Source organism: Thermococcus prieurii, assembly GCF_054657655.1.
Window position 1 is genome coordinate 426,221 of the sequence record NZ_BAAHYH010000001.1, and the last position, 14,206, is coordinate 440,426.

Annotated in this window: 18 protein-coding genes and 1 tRNA gene; 10 read left to right on the forward strand and 9 right to left on the reverse strand. The window is 55.0% G+C overall.

Annotated elements, in window-relative coordinates; genetic code table 11:
- Nucleotides 1-69 precede the first annotated feature (69 nt).
- Together ACYQ04_RS02420 and ACYQ04_RS02425 are read right to left on the reverse strand one after the other, a co-directional pair.
- Nucleotides 70-693 (reverse strand): YigZ family protein, encoded by a 624-nt coding sequence (locus ACYQ04_RS02420; RefSeq protein WP_460127093.1) that lies wholly within the window; start codon nt 691-693, stop codon nt 70-72.
- Between the two features lies 1 nt (nt 694).
- A complete protein-coding gene (locus ACYQ04_RS02425; RefSeq protein WP_460127094.1) occupies nt 695-1,141 on the reverse strand; it encodes an HAD family hydrolase in 447 nt (148 codons plus the stop codon).
- Between the two features lie 103 nt (nt 1,142-1,244).
- On the opposite strand from ACYQ04_RS02425, the gene ACYQ04_RS02430 reads away from it, so the two are divergent.
- On the forward strand, nt 1,245-2,060 hold the full coding sequence (locus ACYQ04_RS02430; RefSeq protein WP_460127095.1) for a phosphatase PAP2 family protein: 816 nt from the start codon (nt 1,245-1,247) through the stop codon (nt 2,058-2,060).
- Between the two features lie 39 nt (nt 2,061-2,099).
- Nucleotides 2,100-2,176, forward strand: a tRNA-Thr gene (locus tag ACYQ04_RS02435).
- Here ACYQ04_RS02435 and ACYQ04_RS02440 read toward each other — a convergent pair.
- Both ACYQ04_RS02440 and panB read right to left on the reverse strand, forming a co-directional pair.
- Nucleotides 2,177-2,584 carry a hypothetical protein gene (locus ACYQ04_RS02440; protein WP_460127096.1) on the reverse strand — a complete coding sequence of 136 codons (408 nt, stop codon included), beginning with the start codon at nt 2,582-2,584 and terminating at the stop codon, nt 2,177-2,179.
- A 147-nt stretch (nt 2,585-2,731) separates the two neighbouring features.
- Nucleotides 2,732-3,583 carry a 3-methyl-2-oxobutanoate hydroxymethyltransferase gene (gene panB / locus ACYQ04_RS02445; RefSeq protein WP_460127097.1) on the reverse strand — a complete coding sequence of 284 codons (852 nt, stop codon included), beginning with the start codon at nt 3,581-3,583 and terminating at the stop codon, nt 2,732-2,734.
- A 90-nt stretch (nt 3,584-3,673) separates the two neighbouring features.
- Between panB and ACYQ04_RS02450 the strand changes: the two genes are divergently transcribed.
- The 5 genes from ACYQ04_RS02450 to ACYQ04_RS02470 are packed head-to-tail and all read left to right on the forward strand — an operon-like array spanning nt 3,674 to nt 6,174.
- Nucleotides 3,674-3,934: a ribbon-helix-helix protein, CopG family gene (locus ACYQ04_RS02450; RefSeq protein WP_460127098.1), complete on the forward strand. Its 261-nt coding sequence runs from the start codon at nt 3,674-3,676 to the stop codon at nt 3,932-3,934.
- Complete coding sequence (locus ACYQ04_RS02455) at nt 3,903-4,367, forward strand: type II toxin-antitoxin system VapC family toxin (protein WP_460127099.1); 465 nt, start codon at nt 3,903-3,905, stop codon at nt 4,365-4,367. The genes ACYQ04_RS02450 and ACYQ04_RS02455 overlap by 32 nt, the downstream gene beginning before the upstream one ends.
- Complete coding sequence (locus ACYQ04_RS02460) at nt 4,364-4,792, forward strand: archease (protein WP_460127100.1); 429 nt, start codon at nt 4,364-4,366, stop codon at nt 4,790-4,792. Before ACYQ04_RS02455 ends, ACYQ04_RS02460 begins: the two co-directional genes overlap by 4 nt.
- Before the next feature lie 9 nt (nt 4,793-4,801).
- A complete protein-coding gene (locus ACYQ04_RS02465) occupies nt 4,802-5,737 on the forward strand; it encodes a tRNA (cytosine(49)-C(5))-methyltransferase (RefSeq protein ID WP_460127101.1) in 936 nt (311 codons plus the stop codon).
- Complete coding sequence (locus tag ACYQ04_RS02470; RefSeq protein ID WP_460127102.1) at nt 5,734-6,174, forward strand: methyltransferase RsmF C-terminal domain-like protein; 441 nt, start codon at nt 5,734-5,736, stop codon at nt 6,172-6,174. The genes ACYQ04_RS02465 and ACYQ04_RS02470 overlap by 4 nt, the downstream gene beginning before the upstream one ends.
- Here the strand turns inward: ACYQ04_RS02470 and ACYQ04_RS02475 are convergent.
- The gene (locus ACYQ04_RS02475; RefSeq protein WP_460127103.1) at nt 6,171-7,574 is read right to left on the reverse strand and encodes a flippase; all 1,404 of its coding nucleotides are present in this window, start codon (nt 7,572-7,574) and stop codon (nt 6,171-6,173) included. The two genes, ACYQ04_RS02470 and ACYQ04_RS02475, sit on opposite strands and share 4 nt — an antisense overlap.
- A 207-nt stretch (nt 7,575-7,781) precedes the next feature.
- Here ACYQ04_RS02475 and ACYQ04_RS02480 point away from each other — a divergent pair, with 207 nt between their 5' ends.
- The 3 genes from ACYQ04_RS02480 (at nt 7,782) to ACYQ04_RS02490 (ending at nt 11,211) form a co-directional block, all read left to right on the forward strand.
- A complete protein-coding gene (locus ACYQ04_RS02480) occupies nt 7,782-9,113 on the forward strand; it encodes an RtcB family protein (protein WP_460127291.1) in 1,332 nt (443 codons plus the stop codon).
- A 1,072-nt stretch (nt 9,114-10,185) separates the two neighbouring features.
- Nucleotides 10,186-10,650, forward strand: coding sequence for a cyclic pyranopterin monophosphate synthase MoaC (moaC, locus tag ACYQ04_RS02485; protein ID WP_460127104.1), 465 nt, complete (start codon nt 10,186-10,188; stop codon nt 10,648-10,650).
- A gap of 48 nt (nt 10,651-10,698) precedes the next feature.
- Entirely contained in the window at nt 10,699-11,211 is a 513-nt protein-coding gene (locus ACYQ04_RS02490; protein WP_460127293.1) for a hypothetical protein, read from the forward strand.
- Nucleotides 11,212-11,216: 5 nt separating this feature from the next.
- Here the strand turns inward: ACYQ04_RS02490 and ACYQ04_RS02495 are convergent, their stop codons facing one another.
- The 4 genes from ACYQ04_RS02495 to minD all read right to left on the reverse strand — a co-directional run bounded on the left by ACYQ04_RS02495 (nt 11,217) and on the right by minD (nt 14,205).
- Entirely contained in the window at nt 11,217-12,728 is a 1,512-nt protein-coding gene (locus ACYQ04_RS02495) for an AMP phosphorylase (RefSeq protein ID WP_460127105.1), read from the reverse strand.
- A 113-nt stretch (nt 12,729-12,841) separates the two neighbouring features.
- The gene (locus ACYQ04_RS02500; protein WP_460127106.1) at nt 12,842-13,090 is read right to left on the reverse strand and encodes a hypothetical protein; all 249 of its coding nucleotides are present in this window, start codon (nt 13,088-13,090) and stop codon (nt 12,842-12,844) included.
- A gap of 87 nt (nt 13,091-13,177) precedes the next feature.
- Nucleotides 13,178-13,426 (reverse strand): hypothetical protein, encoded by a 249-nt coding sequence (locus tag ACYQ04_RS02505; RefSeq protein ID WP_173866252.1) that lies wholly within the window; start codon nt 13,424-13,426, stop codon nt 13,178-13,180.
- The gene (gene minD / locus ACYQ04_RS02510) at nt 13,426-14,205 is read right to left on the reverse strand and encodes a cell division ATPase MinD (protein WP_460127107.1); all 780 of its coding nucleotides are present in this window, start codon (nt 14,203-14,205) and stop codon (nt 13,426-13,428) included. Before minD ends, ACYQ04_RS02505 begins: the two co-directional genes overlap by 1 nt.
- Between the last annotated feature and the right edge of the window lies 1 nt (nt 14,206).

A 14,206-nucleotide genomic window follows, 5' to 3' on the forward strand; every position in this document is an offset into this window, starting at 1 on the left:
TGTTTTGGGTACTTCTCGATGACCCCTACTAAACGGCAGAGTTACGCCTTTCGTGTTTTCTACTTATCTCTAGAGCTTCCCGTTAAATGTCCCCATGAACAGCCTCCTTACCCTTGCCTTTCCCCTCGTTTTTTCAACGAGGAGCCTCATCAGCCCTTCTGCGTCCCCTTTTCTCGTCTCGACGGTGAAGGTGACACTCCCGGAGTAGTCCTCGCCGACGACCCTCGCGCCGGCTTTTTCGATGGTTTCCCTAACGGTGTGGAACAGGCTGTAGGGAAAGGTAACCCGAAAGCGCTCCGTCTCGTAGACCTCAACGATTCCCGCGTTCTCTATGGCCCTGCTGGCGGCCTCGCTGTAGGCCTTAACCAGGCCGCCGTAGCCGAGCTTTATCCCGCCGAAGTAGCGCGTGACCACTACGACCACGTTGCTCAGGCCTTTGTTCTGGATGACCTTTAGGACGGGCTTTCCGGCGCTCCCCTTCGGCTCGCCGTCGTCATCGTAGCGGACCGCGAAGTTCCGCCCGTCGTTTATGACGTAGGCAGAGACGTTGTGGTTAGCGTCGCCGTGGTGGGCCTTAATTTTTGCGATAAATGCCTTGGCTTCCTCCTCGTTTTTAACTGGCGAGGCGTAGCCGATGAAGACAGACTTCTTCACAACGAGTCTGGCCGTCCCGACGCCTTTTAGAGTCCTCATGCTACCTCCTCAGCGTCGCTATTAGCTTCTTCTCATTGAGGAGCATCTCTATCGCGTCCCTAACGTCCGTGACGACTATGTCACTCGCGAGGAGTGCATCAACGGTCGCCCCTTCCCGCCCAATCACGCAGAAGGCCAGCTCCGCCTTCTCAAGCATGGCAACGTCGTTGTTTCCGTTTCCTACGGCGGCGTAGGGTGCGTAGCCTTCGGCAATCTCGGCTTTTTCGACACCGCTTGAGACCCTCTCGATTCTAACGGGCAACCCTCTGAACTCCTCCTCCAGGGTTCCGAAAGTGTCTGCACTGAGAACGACCACCGTGTAGCGGTCGGCGAGTTTCGCAAGAAGTTCCTTCACGTCGTCGGAGACCTTTCCCTCGACCCCCAGTGTGCCGTTCAGGTCGAAGAGGACGGCGTTGAACTCAATCTTTCCGTAGCCGGGTACTTCCATGATACCACCCTTCCGGGGTTAAGTGCAAAGTTTTTAAAGGGTTGGTCCCAATACATTCCGATACATAACGGACGAGTTAAGCAATCACTTCGGGGGATAAGAAATGAACCCACTCCTTGCGAGGCTTCGCGACAGGGAAGTTCTCGTGAGGTTGAACGCCTTCATTCTCAGCTACTTCGGGTGGATAGCCTTTGGAATCCTGTACGGCTACCTCGGCAGGTGGAGCATCGACGCGACCAAGGAGTTCCTTAAGCTTCCTCTGACTTCCCGCTCTCTCGTTCTCGGCTTGTTGAGCTTTACAAAGTCGATACCTCCTCTCTACATGACCCTGAGGTGGGTCTACTACTTCGGCTTTGCCGGTTCAATAGGGTTCATGGTCCTCTACGTTCTCCTTTACCTGCGTGACCTTAAAACCTCGGACGAACTCCTTGCGAGGTATCTGATGGCGTACGCTGGGGCTGGGACCATCTATTTAATCTTCCACATCCACGCTCCCCACTACGTCTACCACATTCCCGGCTACTCGGTTGACAATACCCTGCTGACGAGGCAGGAGTTCGTGCTGCCTTCACTCCACAACACCTTTGCGGCGATAAACATCATAACAATCTGGAAGTACAGAAAGCGCATAGGTGGAAAAGCATTGATAGCGATAAACACCCTGATTCCCTTTGCGACGGTGTTCTTGGCTCACCACTGGATATACGATGTTCTCACCGGATTCCTCTTGGCGTGGGCGGTTTCAAGGGCGACCGATGGCTGGATGGCGCGTGTCCCGGAGTGCTTCTACCGATGGGAGCTTAAGTCACTTGGGGCGATAACGGCTTTCAACGTCCTACTTGCCACGCTTGCATTCCTCGTTGCTCTGGACCCCCAGAAGTGGCTGATGGTAATCCGGAGCATTCTCGGTCAGCCCTGAGAAAAGCTTATAAATCCCGGGCCTGTTCCTTAGAACGGTGCCGGGGTAGCCTAGCTCGGCAGGGCGGGGGACTCGTAATCCCCAGGTCCCGGGTTCAAATCCCGGTCCCGGCTCCATCATTTTACGAGGATTCCGCGCTCTATGGTAACCGTCGCTTCTGCGGGCTTGTCAGATAGTATCACGAGGTAGAACTGACCGTCGTTGGGACTTCTCCAAACCCTCTTCAGGTCCTTCACGTTTCCCGCGTACATGTAGCACAGGGCTTTTTCGCCCGCCTTTAACTTTGCAAGCCCCGTGGCGTCAGTCATACAGACCGTAACGGGCTCAGAAGAGGAAACCTCCACGGAGACCGTTAGAAAGCCTCCAGAAATTGAAAAATAGTAAGGAGAACTGGGGCTTAGAGTCACATGGTAAGTGACGCTTGAGCCAGTGGCCGCTACGAAACCGATGAACACCACTGCCACCACTGAGAACGCGAAGACCATCGCCAAGAGCCGCTTGTTGCCCCTTGCACCCCTCGTCACGTTGAACATTCCACTGCCACCATTGGATATTTCACAATAACCCCTTATAAACCTTGAAGTTTAAACAATCCAAAACCACGGAGTGGTTACAAAGAAGGGCTGGAAACACACAAAATTGGAAGGAATCCAAAAAGTCACCGAAAGAACTTAGAGGTCGAGCCTTCTGAGGGCGTTTTTCGCCTTCCTCTCAAAGTCTTCCTTGTCCTGATACTCCCAGTAATGCTCGGAACTTGGAAATTCTCCAGCCTTGACCTCGCGGTTGTACTGACTCAGGGCCTCCAAGATAATCCCACCCAGCTCGGCGTAGCGCTTGGCGAAGGGAGGCGAGCTTTCGTAAATTCCAAGGAGGTCGTGCCAGACCAGAACCTGACCGTCAACGTACGGGCCCGCCCCGATTCCTATCGTCGGTATCGAGACTTCCTCAGTTACGAGCTTCGCAACATCGGCCAGGACGAACTCAAGCACAACGGCAAAGGCCCCGGCCCGCTCAAGGGCTTTCGCGTCGCGCAGGATTTCCTCGATTTCCTCCTCCGTCTCGCCGGTGATTCTGTAACCACCGAGCCTTAGATAGCGCTGGGGAGTTAAACCGGTGTGCCCCATAACCGGAATTCCCATCCTAACGAGCTTCCTGACGAGCTTCTCATGGTCGGCACCGCCTTCAATCTTCACGGCATCGGCACCGGCCTGAATCAACCGAACGGCGTTCTTAACGCCCTCCTCAACGCTGACCTCGTAGCTGGAGAAGGGCATATCGGCTAAAACGAGCGCCCGCTTAACGGCCCTTGCAACGGCCCTCGTATGGAAGACCATCTGCTCCATCGTCACGTTGAGCGTATTGTTATCGCCGTAAACGACCATTCCAAGGGAATCGCCGACGAAAACGATGTCAATCCCAGCTTTATCCGCCAGGAACGCCGAGGGGTAATCATAGGCCGTCACCATCGTGATTTTCTCCTTCCCCTTCATCTCGCGGATTTTCTTCGGCGTTACCTCCCTCATGCAACCACCGGCTTCGTTTCGAGGGCGGTCTAATTAACGGTTTCGATAAGGGTTATATACCAACGTCGGTAATTACCTACAGGTGGTGACATGGGGAAGGTTAAGACGAGCGTTTACGTCGATGAGGAGCTGTGGAGGGAGTTTAAAGAGCTGGCCCTTCGGGAGGGGAGCGAGGTCAGCAGACTGCTGGAGGAGGCGCTGATGAACTACCTCATAAACGAGGTCTTGAAGGACGTTGACGACTCCGAAGTTCCCCTGTGGTTCGAGCCACTCGACGCTGGTGGCGAGGGCAGTGAAAAGCTCCTGAGGGAGATGAGGGATGACCGCGAGGAGCGTTTACTTGGACAGTAGCGCAATCCTGAAGAGGTATCTGAACGAAAACGGAAGCGACCTCGTGAAGAAAGCCTTCAGGGACGCCTACAGGGGTGAGGTAAAGCTGGCCTTCAGCTTCTGGAACATAGGCGAGGTAATCGGGGTATTCGACAAAAAGCTGAGGAGAGGTCAGCTCAGCAGGGAGGACTTTGAGTTTCTGAGAAGGGGTTTTCTGGCCGAGGTAAAGCGGTTCACGAGGCTGGGTGTCCTTGAGGTCGTTCCCGTCCATTCCCTGCTCCTAGCTGATGCGTGGGAGCTGATTGAGGGGTATCACATTTATCAGGCAGACGCCTTGCAAATAGTCTCGGCTAAGTACGTGAGGGCCGACGCCTTTTACACCGCCGACAGGAGGCTTCACGAGGTAGCCCTTAAAGAGGGCCTGAACTCAATTCTCGTGGGGGTGAGAGAATGAGAACCTGGGAGCACTACGAGCACACCGCTGACATAGGCGTTCGCGGTTACGGCTCAACGCTGGAGGAGGCCTTTGAGGCCGTTGCGTTGGGACTCTTTGACGTGATGGTTAACGTGAGGAAGGTCGAGCCGAGGGAGTGTCGCGAGATTGAGGTGGAGGAAGGGGACTTGGAGGCGCTCCTGTACAGCTTCCTTGAGGAACTCCTGGTGCTCCACGATATGGAGGGACTGGTCTTCGGCGACGTCAGGGTCAGGATAGAGAAGACAGAGAACGGCTACCGCCTCAAAGCGAAGGCCTGTGGAGAGGTTCTCGACTACGAGAAGCACGAACCGAAGGAGGAAGTTAAGGCGATAACCTACCACGACATGAGGATTGAGAAACTGCCGGACGGGCGCTGGATGGCGCAGTTCGTCCCCGACCTGTGAGGTGGTTGGATGAGCGCAAGGGACGTTATCAAGGAAACAAACCTTGCCTTTTACGAGCGCTACTCGAAGCTCAACGATTCGGACGAGTTCTGGGGGTTCATGGTTAAGCCCCTCAGGCAGAGCATCAGGGTGAACACGCTCAAGGCACCGCTGGAGGTTGTTGTTGAGAGACTCAGAGAGGAGTTCGAGCTTGAACCGATTCCCTGGGTCAGGGAGGGGTTCTTCATCAACGTTGACAACCTCGCGAAGGTTCCGGAGCACGGCCTCGGCCTGATATTCGGCCAGGAAGCGAGCTCGATGATTCCGCCAGTTGTGCTTGAGCCGAGGCCGGAGGAGCTGATTCTCGACATGGCCGCCGCGCCGGGCTCGAAGACCGGGCAAATAGCCCAGTACATGGAGAACGAAGGCTGTATAATAGCAAACGACCCCAACAGGGACAGGGCCAACGTCCTGATAGCGAACCTCAACAGGATGGGGGTCCTGATAGCGAGGGTGACGACGAGGGACGGGGCAAAATTCGCGCGCTTCGAGAACACCTTCGACAGGGTTCTATTGGATGCACCGTGCTCCTCGGTTGGAATGATACGAAAGAGCTGGCGCTTCCTGAGGGAGTGGCGTGAGAAGGCAGTCGTCAAGTACATGAAGGTTCAGAAGAGGCTTATCCTGGCCGGTTACAAAGCGCTGAAGCCCGGAGGGATCATGGTTTACTCGACCTGTACAATAGACCCGCTTGAGAACGAGGAGGTCGTTGACTACCTCCTGAGGAAGACCGACGCGAGGCTTGAAAAGATAGACCTGCCCGTGAAGACGAGCGAGCCAGTCCTCGAGTGGGAGGGGAAGACATACTCGGACGAGCTGAAAAAGGCCCTGCGCATACACCCGAACGACAACGACACAGAGGCGTTTTTCATCGCGAAGATAGTCAAGCCGGGTGATGGGGAATGAGCAACCCGAGGGATAAGATTGGGAAAACCGGCGATGCCGAGCTCGTTAAAAGGCTCCTCATCGAGAACTACGGTTATGCTCCGGAGCTAATCTACGAAATCCGGGGCAACCACAGCAAGGTCTACGCCTACAAGCCTTGTCAGTTGAAGATAAGCGACACCGGCAGGAGGGGAATCTACTTCGGCAGGATAGAGAGCGACGGCATAAGACTGACGATTGAGGGTGCCTTCCTCGTCGGGCCGAAGGCAACGAAGAACGTCGCCGAACTGGACGACGAGCGGGCGAGGCGCTACTTGGCCGGGGAGAGCGTGGAAGTTGACGCGCCGGACGGCTGGGTGCTCCTCAAATGGCGCTCCTACTACCTCGGCTCGGCAAAGGCGAAAAACGGAAGGTTGCTCAACTACGTTCCGAAGGAGAGGAGGCTAAGGCTGGATTAGATTCTGAAGCCTTCTACCTTTATTATCCCCGTTTTGTAGAGCAGGTAGAGCGTCAGGAAGTACAGGTTGTCGGCCCAGTCCGGCTTTACGTAGTTCTCCAGCCAGAGGACGGCCAAGGCGGTGAGAACCCACGCAAGGGCCCCCCAGACGAGACCCCTCGCGAGCTCCATCGGGGGAAGGACCTTTGGGAGGACGTCGCGGAGGTAGTAAACCGTCGCCCCAAGGAAGAGGGCCTGGCTGACCACCGTTCCGTAGACGGCACCGAGGAGTCCGAAGAGCCTTATGAAGATCAGGTTCAGGATGAAGTTGGCGATGTTCGCGAAGACCAGCGTGTTGACGGCTTCCTTCTCGCGCCCGATTGCCATGAGGAGGTTCTGGCCGATGAAGGCCGGGAAGTAGAAGAGCACTATGAGCGACATCGGACCCATGAGTTTCATCGCAGGGGCGTACTTGTCGCCGAAGAGCAGGGGAATGTAGTAGGGAAGGCTCGTCTGGGAGTAGAGCACGATGCCAATCGCTATTAAGAGAAGGCTCTTGGTGGACTCGAGGATTGGCCCGCGGAGCCTCTCGAGGTTGCCCTCGTGGTGGGCTTCGCTCATCTTGGGAAAGAGTACCGAGCCGAAGGACTGGGGAATGAAGTATATCGCCTTGAAAATCGTCGCGCCGACGTTGTAGAATCCCGTCGCAACGGCTCCGAGGAGCTTTGACACCATCATTATGTCAACGTTCCAGAAGAAGAGGCCGGTTAAAGTCTGGAGGGAGAATGGAAGACTCTTTCTGAGAACCTCCCTCATAGACACACTGCTCCCCCGAGGGAAGTCCCTCACGAGCTTTCTGTAGTCAACGTAAAGGAAGGCGAGGACTACGAGGTCGGCCACGATGTAGGAAACAACAATCCAGAGGAGGCCGTAGCGGGCAGTGAAGAGCACGAAGAGGAGGAGAAGGGCCCTCTTTCCAAACTCGGCCAGCGCGACCGGGTGCGTTCTGCCCTCGATGTAGAGGATTGAGTAAATAGAATCGAGGAGGAAGCATAGGAGGGGGTCGAAGGCAAAGACGAGGGTGAGGAGGATAACCTCTTCCGGATAGCCGAGGACCCTCAGGAGCGCGTAGAGGAGAGCCTCTGAGAGGGCAAAGAGCAGGAAGCGGGCCTTCGTCACCGTTTTGAGGAGGGGAATGAAAATCTCCCTGTCCTTGCTGGCCTCGCGGGTGAGGTAGGTATCGAGGCCGAAGTTGACAAAGGCCATCGTTATGGCCGAGAAAGCGAGAACCGTCGAGTAGATTCCAAAGTCCTGAACGCTGATAACCCTGATTATGTAAATCGTGAAGATGACCATTATTATACTCCTTGCGAAGCTACCCGCCATCAGGTGCCCGATGTTCTTGAGCAGGTTCCTGGCCATCGAAGGATTTTCGGAGAGGTGGTATAAAGGGGTAGCGGTTGGAAATTCGGTGCTAAGGTTTTAAAGTTCCGGCGTTGGAATACCACAAGGGTGAGAACCATGGTGCCGTTGAAGAGAATAGACAAAATCCGCTGGGAGATTCCCAAGTTTGACAAGCGGATGCGCGTTCCGGGCAGGGTTTACGCTGACGACCAGCTCATCGAGAAGATGCGTCAGGACAGGACGCTGGAGCAGGCGGCCAACGTTGCCATGCTCCCGGGCATCTACAAGTACTCCATAGTAATGCCCGACGGTCATCAGGGCTACGGCTTCCCGATTGGAGGCGTCGCGGCGTTCGACGTGAAGGAGGGCGTGATAAGCCCCGGAGGCGTGGGATATGATGTGAATTGCGGCGTCAGACTGATTAGAACGAATTTAACGGAAAAAGAAGTCAGACCGAGGATAAAGGAGCTCGTTGACACGCTCTTCAAGAACGTCCCGAGCGGACTTGGGAGCAAGGGAAGGGTAAGGCTCCACTGGAGCCAGCTCGACGACGTCTTAGCGGACGGCGCCAAGTGGGCCGTTGACAACGGCTACGGCTGGAAGGAGGATTTGGAGCACCTTGAGGAAGGCGGAAGAATGGACGGGGCAGACCCGAACGCCGTCAGCCAGAGGGCGAAGCAGAGGGGAGCGCCACAGCTCGGCTCCCTCGGCTCTGGAAACCACTTCCTTGAGGTTCAGGTCGTTGACAAAATCTACGACGAGGAGATAGCCAAGGCGTACGGCCTCTTCGAGGGGCAGGTCGTTGTGATGGTCCACACCGGTTCGCGCGGTCTCGGCCACCAGGTGGCGAGCGACTACCTCAGGATAATGGAGAAGGCCAACAGGAAGTACGGAATCCCCTGGCCCGACCGCGAGCTGGTGAGCGTCCCCTTCGGGAGCGAAGAAGGTCAGAGGTACTTCAGCGCGATGAAAGCGGCCGCGAACTTCGCCTGGGCCAACAGGCAGATGATAACCCACTGGGTCAGGGAGAGCTTTGAGGAGGTCTTCAAGAGGAAAGCCGAGGACATGGAGATGCACATAGTCTACGACGTGGCCCACAACATAGCGAAGGTCGAGGAGCACGAGGTCGATGGAAGGAAAGTCAAGGTCGTCGTCCACAGGAAGGGAGCGACGAGGGCCTTCCCTGCCGGCCACCCGGACGTGCCGAGAGCCTACCGCGACGTAGGACAGCCGGTCCTCATTCCCGGCTCGATGGGAACGGCGAGCTACGTCTTAGCCGGAGCCGAGGGCTCGATGAGAGAGACCTTCGGAAGCTCCTGCCACGGCGCCGGAAGACTGCTCAGCAGAAAAGCTGCAACGAGGCAGTACCGCGGTGACAGGCTCAGGAACGAGCTCATGAGAAGGGGAATCTACGTCCGCGCGGCTTCTCTCAGAGTCGTTGCTGAGGAGGCTCCTGGTGCGTATAAGAGCGTCGACAACGTCGTCAGCGTCGTCCACCAGGCGGGTATAGCGAAGCTCGTCGCGAGGATGCGCCCGATGGGCGTCGCGAAGGGCTGATTTTCCCATTTTTGTTGTATTAAAAAATCGCCTAGTAGCGTTTAATAAAGTCTTGAGTCGATGAGCCCGCGAGATTTGTTTAGTAATCGGCTTATAGGTCTGTTTTTGAGCTGAAATGCCCCAATTTTTCTGTTTTTTCAGTTGTGTTCATTGTGGGTGGGTGGTTTTCGTGGGTTTTAAGGTGGAATGGAGGGCTTACGTGGCTTGCGGATGGTTGGATTGATTGGATTTGCCTTGGAGGGCCATTTAAAGCCCTTAAGCGGGATATTTAGTTTTTACGTTACATAAGAGTGTTAGCATGTACGTGTTTTGCAAAAGAGTTAGGGTATTCGTTTGAATGTTTGAAGAAGGGTGTAACGGTCGGTTTAAGGCTTAAAAGTTGGTGTGTGCTGGTTTTTGAGTTGGGTGTTTTCGGGGGTTCTGACGGGTTTCTTTTAGCTGGTGGTGGGTTTTCTGGCCTTTGCGGTGGGTTAAAAATTCTGTAGGATGCTTTGTTTTTAGTTTTGAGTTTTGTAGTCTTTTGGTTGGGCTGGTTATTGCTTATGATTCTTCTGTTGGCTTTTTTGGGTTTTTTGGTTGGTTATTTTGCCTTTTTACTGTTGTTGGTGGTTTGGGGGGAGTGGTGTGGTTTTTGTTTTTTAGGAGCTTTTCCGGGCGAAAATTTTATATAAGACTTCCTGATTAGGGTTTATTGTTGGAATGAAGGGAATTTCCAGACCGTTTCCGAACCTCTAGAAGAGTGGAAACACCTATTGTCAAACTCGACATCCAACACCTTGGCTCCCGTGGACTTTAGTTTCCGAACCTCTAGAAGAGTGGAAACTTATAAACTTCGACGTCTTCTGCTGTCCATCCCTTTTCATTGAGCCGTTTCCGAACCTCTAAAAGAGTGGGAACCCATAGACGGTTGCACCAGTTCCCGGGTGCGGGTTCGGTGTATCGTTCTAACTAGTTTCCGAACCTCCAGAAGGGTGGACGAGCACACTTGTGGGGACCCGCTCTTCTGGGTCGAGCTGGTAAACGGTTTGACTATTTTTATAAGCTTCCAAGCCAATTCTCCGGAGGTGGTCCCATGGAGCTGACACACGTTGATGAAAAGGGAGTGAAGATGGTTGAGGTCGGCCACAAGGACGTCGTTTTCCGGAAGGCGGTAGCCAAAGGCAGGATTAGACTCAAACCTGAGACGATAGAGCTCATCAAGGCAGGAAAAACCAAGAAGGGCAACGTGGTAGCGGCGGCCCAGATTGCTGGCATTCTGGCCGTCAAGAAGACGCCCGAGTTAATACCCCTCTGCCACCCGATACCGCTGACCGGCGTTGACATCACCTTCGAGTTCGGGGAAGATTACATAGAGGCCACCTGCGAGGTTAGGGCGTACTACAAGACCGGCGTCGAGATGGAGGCCTTAACCGGCGTAACGGTTGCGCTACTCACGATATGGGACATGGTGAAGGCGGTCGAGAAGGATGAGAACGGCCAGTACCCGGTGACCAGAATCGAGGACGTCCATGTTGTGGAAAAGATTAAACAGAAATGACCAGTAAGGGTTATAAATGACACCTGTGGAGTTGGCTCGGTGAGGGAGATGTACGAGGTAAAGAAGAGCAAGTCCGGTTACGTCTTAGACCTTCCGAGGGAGAGGATAGCCTTCATGTTCCTGAAGGACGGAACCTACATGATGTTCCACGACGAGGAGTTCCTCTGCTACTCGCCGAAGCCCGTTGAGATTTCGAGGGAGGAGCTCGAGCGCTTCGAGGAAACAGGCGAGATGCCCGAACTGATAAGGCGCGTTAAGGCCCACGATTTCCCGAGCGAGTGCGTCGTCAAGAGACTGCCGCCCATAGACGAGGATTTGAAGCCCTTCAACCCGAACAGGAAGTGCGTCGTAATCTTCACCGGCTTCCAGGATACGGTAATAGACTACATTGAACAGGACGGAATTACCTACGCGGTCGCGAGGCTCGTGGACGAGCCGGAAAAGGTCTGCAGGTTCGTCGGAAGGGGTAACTACAAGATTGCCGCGGTCAGGCTGAAGAGGGGCCAGCCCTGCATGAGCCGGGAGGAGTTCAGAAAAGAGCTGGAAAAGCTGAAAGAATGAAAGGTTCAGATGTTTCCGATTCGCTGGAGGACCATTCCCTCTATTCTTATCGGCTCGGCCCTCCTCGCGAGGACTATCGCCTGGTCGAGCCTCGCCTCGTGCTCGGCGTGAATCGTGAAGAGCGGGTCGCCTTCCTTGACCTTCTCGCCGACCTTGACGTAGAGCTCCAGTCCGGCACCCTTGTCCTCGGGAGCTCCGGCGGCCCTCGCGATGGCAGTTATCGCCCTGTTGTCTATCGCGGTGACGTAACCGCTCGTTGGGGCGGTGAAGGTGTAGGTCTTGTCTCCAATCGGAATCTCCTCGGGCTTGATGTTGGGGTCTCCTCCCTGGGCCTCGATGATTTCCTTCATCTTCTCCCAGGCCTTTCCGCTCTCGAGGATTTCCCTGGCCATCTTCTTGCCCATTCCCTGCGGAGCAACTCCACCCATCTCGAGCAGGATTCCGGCAAGTCCGGTGGCCTTCTCGATTAGGCTTCCAGGGCCCTTTCCAGTCATGAGCGTCATCAAGGCTTCCCTAGCCTCGAGCGCCGGGCCGACGGTGTGTCCTATCGGCTGGCCACCGTAGGTTATGGCAACCTCAACGTACTGGCCGAGCCTCTTGCCGAGCTCTATGAAGTCCCTCGCGAGGGCCCTCGCCTGCTCGACGGTTTCAACCTTGACGCCCTTTCCGGTTGGAATATCTATGAGGACATACTGGCTTCCCATGGCGTACTTCTTGGACATTATGCTCGCGAGCATGAGCCCGGTCGGGTCGATGCTGAGGGCGCGCTCGGCCTTGATTGTGATGTCGTCGGCGGGAGCGAGGTTTAAAGCCCCTCCCCAGACGAGGCACGCGCCGACCTTCTCGACTATCCTCTTGATTTCGTCGAGGGAGAAGCTGACGTCTGCGAAGACCTCGACGACGTCGGCCGTTCCAGCGGCGCTGGTTATGGCCCTTGAGCTGGTCTTCGGAATTGTTAAACCGGCGGCGGCAACAATCGGAACGACGAGTATGTTGGTCTTGTTACCAGGAACGCCGCCGATGCTGTGGACGTCCATTATCGGCTTCCTGTCAATGTCGAGCATGTCACCGGTTTCGGCCATCGCTATTGTCAGGGCCGCAATCTCGTCCATGTCGAGGCCGTTTATCTCAAGTGAAGTCACGAACGCACTTATCTCGATGTCCCTGAGCTTCCTGTCAACGATGTCCCGTATTATTGCCTCAATCTCGACCTTCCTGAGCTTCGAGCCGTTCATCTTCTTCTTTATGTAGCGGACGCTCTCCGGGGTTCCAGCGGGAATAACCGCGACGGTCTCGCCCTCGGAGAAGCTGTGAAGCTCAAGGACGTCCCTGCTGACGCCGATTTCGCCCCTCTCGACGAGGTTGCTTATGACAACGCTTCCGTAGACGGTCTTCTTCCCGGCCTCGAGCTTCACGAGGTCATCCGGGTGGAGCTTGGCTTCCCTTGCGTCCTCCTCGTTTATGAGGACCGAGTACCGGCCGCTGTAGAAGTCGAGAATCCTGACCTTTGCCCTCATTCTTTCACCCCCTGTGAATTTATTTTCTCTGTCAAAGCTTACTTAAATGTTTTCGAGAAGAGCGCGCCAAAAGAAAACGATGTGAAAATTTCAATAGTCAGGGACTTGTAGAATTAGTCCGAGAGGCTCTCACCGTACTGAACCTTGGAGTGTATTATTGTCTCGAGTTCTCCTGTTCTCAGAAGCAGTCTTATGATGTCGTTGGTCACATCCCTGATGGCAGGGGGCAGAACCCCTGAACCGGACAGGTAGTATTTAATGACCTCCTCAAGGGGGGCGGTGTAGAGCTTTCCATCAAAAACCACAACCTCATTTTCGGCTATCTCCACGAGTTTGTCTTCGTATCCTAACTTGGTCCTCATCGCCCCCCACCTCCAGAATAGAAAGTATAAAGGAGGTTTTAAAATTTAACGGCTCAGAAAAGTTTAATAACAGAGGGTAAAAGAAGGTTAGAGGTTTCTGACTTCCTCGTCTATTGACTCCTCAAGGGTCCTCTCCCAGTCGTCAACGTCGAACTGCTCCAGCTCGCCCTCGAGCTCCTCCTTAAGGCTCATGACACGCCTCTTGAGGGCAGTCTTGGTCTCTTCGTCGTAGACGACGTAGTACGGGTTGCTCTTGGCGGACATGTAGAGCATTGCAAGTATTATGACGAGTATCAGGAGGATTATAACGAGTCCGTAAAGGATAACCTCCGCCATCACTTCTTCCCTCCGAATATAGCTTTGAAGACCCTCTTAATCGGACTCTCCGGCTCGGGCGGCTGCCACCTGATTCCGGCGAGTTTGGCCGCGAGCTGTTTGATGGCGATGGCCGCTGGGCTGGTTGGGTTCTTGATGACGAGTGGAACGCCGTAGGCGCTGGCCCTCTTCACTTCGGGGTCCTCTGGAATCATAGCGAGAACAGGAACCTCGAGTATTGCCTCGATTTCCTCCTTGCTGAGTTCGGTCTTCTCGTTGGTGACCCTGTTGAGAACGACGCCGAGCGGGAGGGTTCCAAGCTTCTCGGCGATTAGCTTGGTCTTGAGTGAGTCGGTTATGGCGGATATCTCCGGGTTGGTGACGATGATAAGCTCCTTACCGATGAGGAGAGCGGTGACAGAGGTCATCTCAAGTCCCGCTGGCGCGTCAATGAGTACGAAGTCAGCCATCTGACCGATTTCCCTCATGAGTTCCCTGAGTCTCTCCGGCTTTGCCTTCTTGACCTTTTCCAGGCTCAATCCACCGGGTATAACCTTGACTCCCGCTGGCCCCTCGTAGATGGCATCCTTAAGGTCGGCCTCCCTCGCGAGGACGTCGTGGAGCGTGATTGGTATGTCCTCCATTCCGAGGACGAGGCTGAGGTTTGCCATGGTCAGGTCAGCGTCGAGGAGAATCACTTCCTTGCCGAACTGGGCTAAAGCCACACCTAAGTTGGCGACCGTTGTCGTTTTACCCGTTCCACCCTTTCCGGATGCAAAAACTATTGAACGCCCTTCCAAA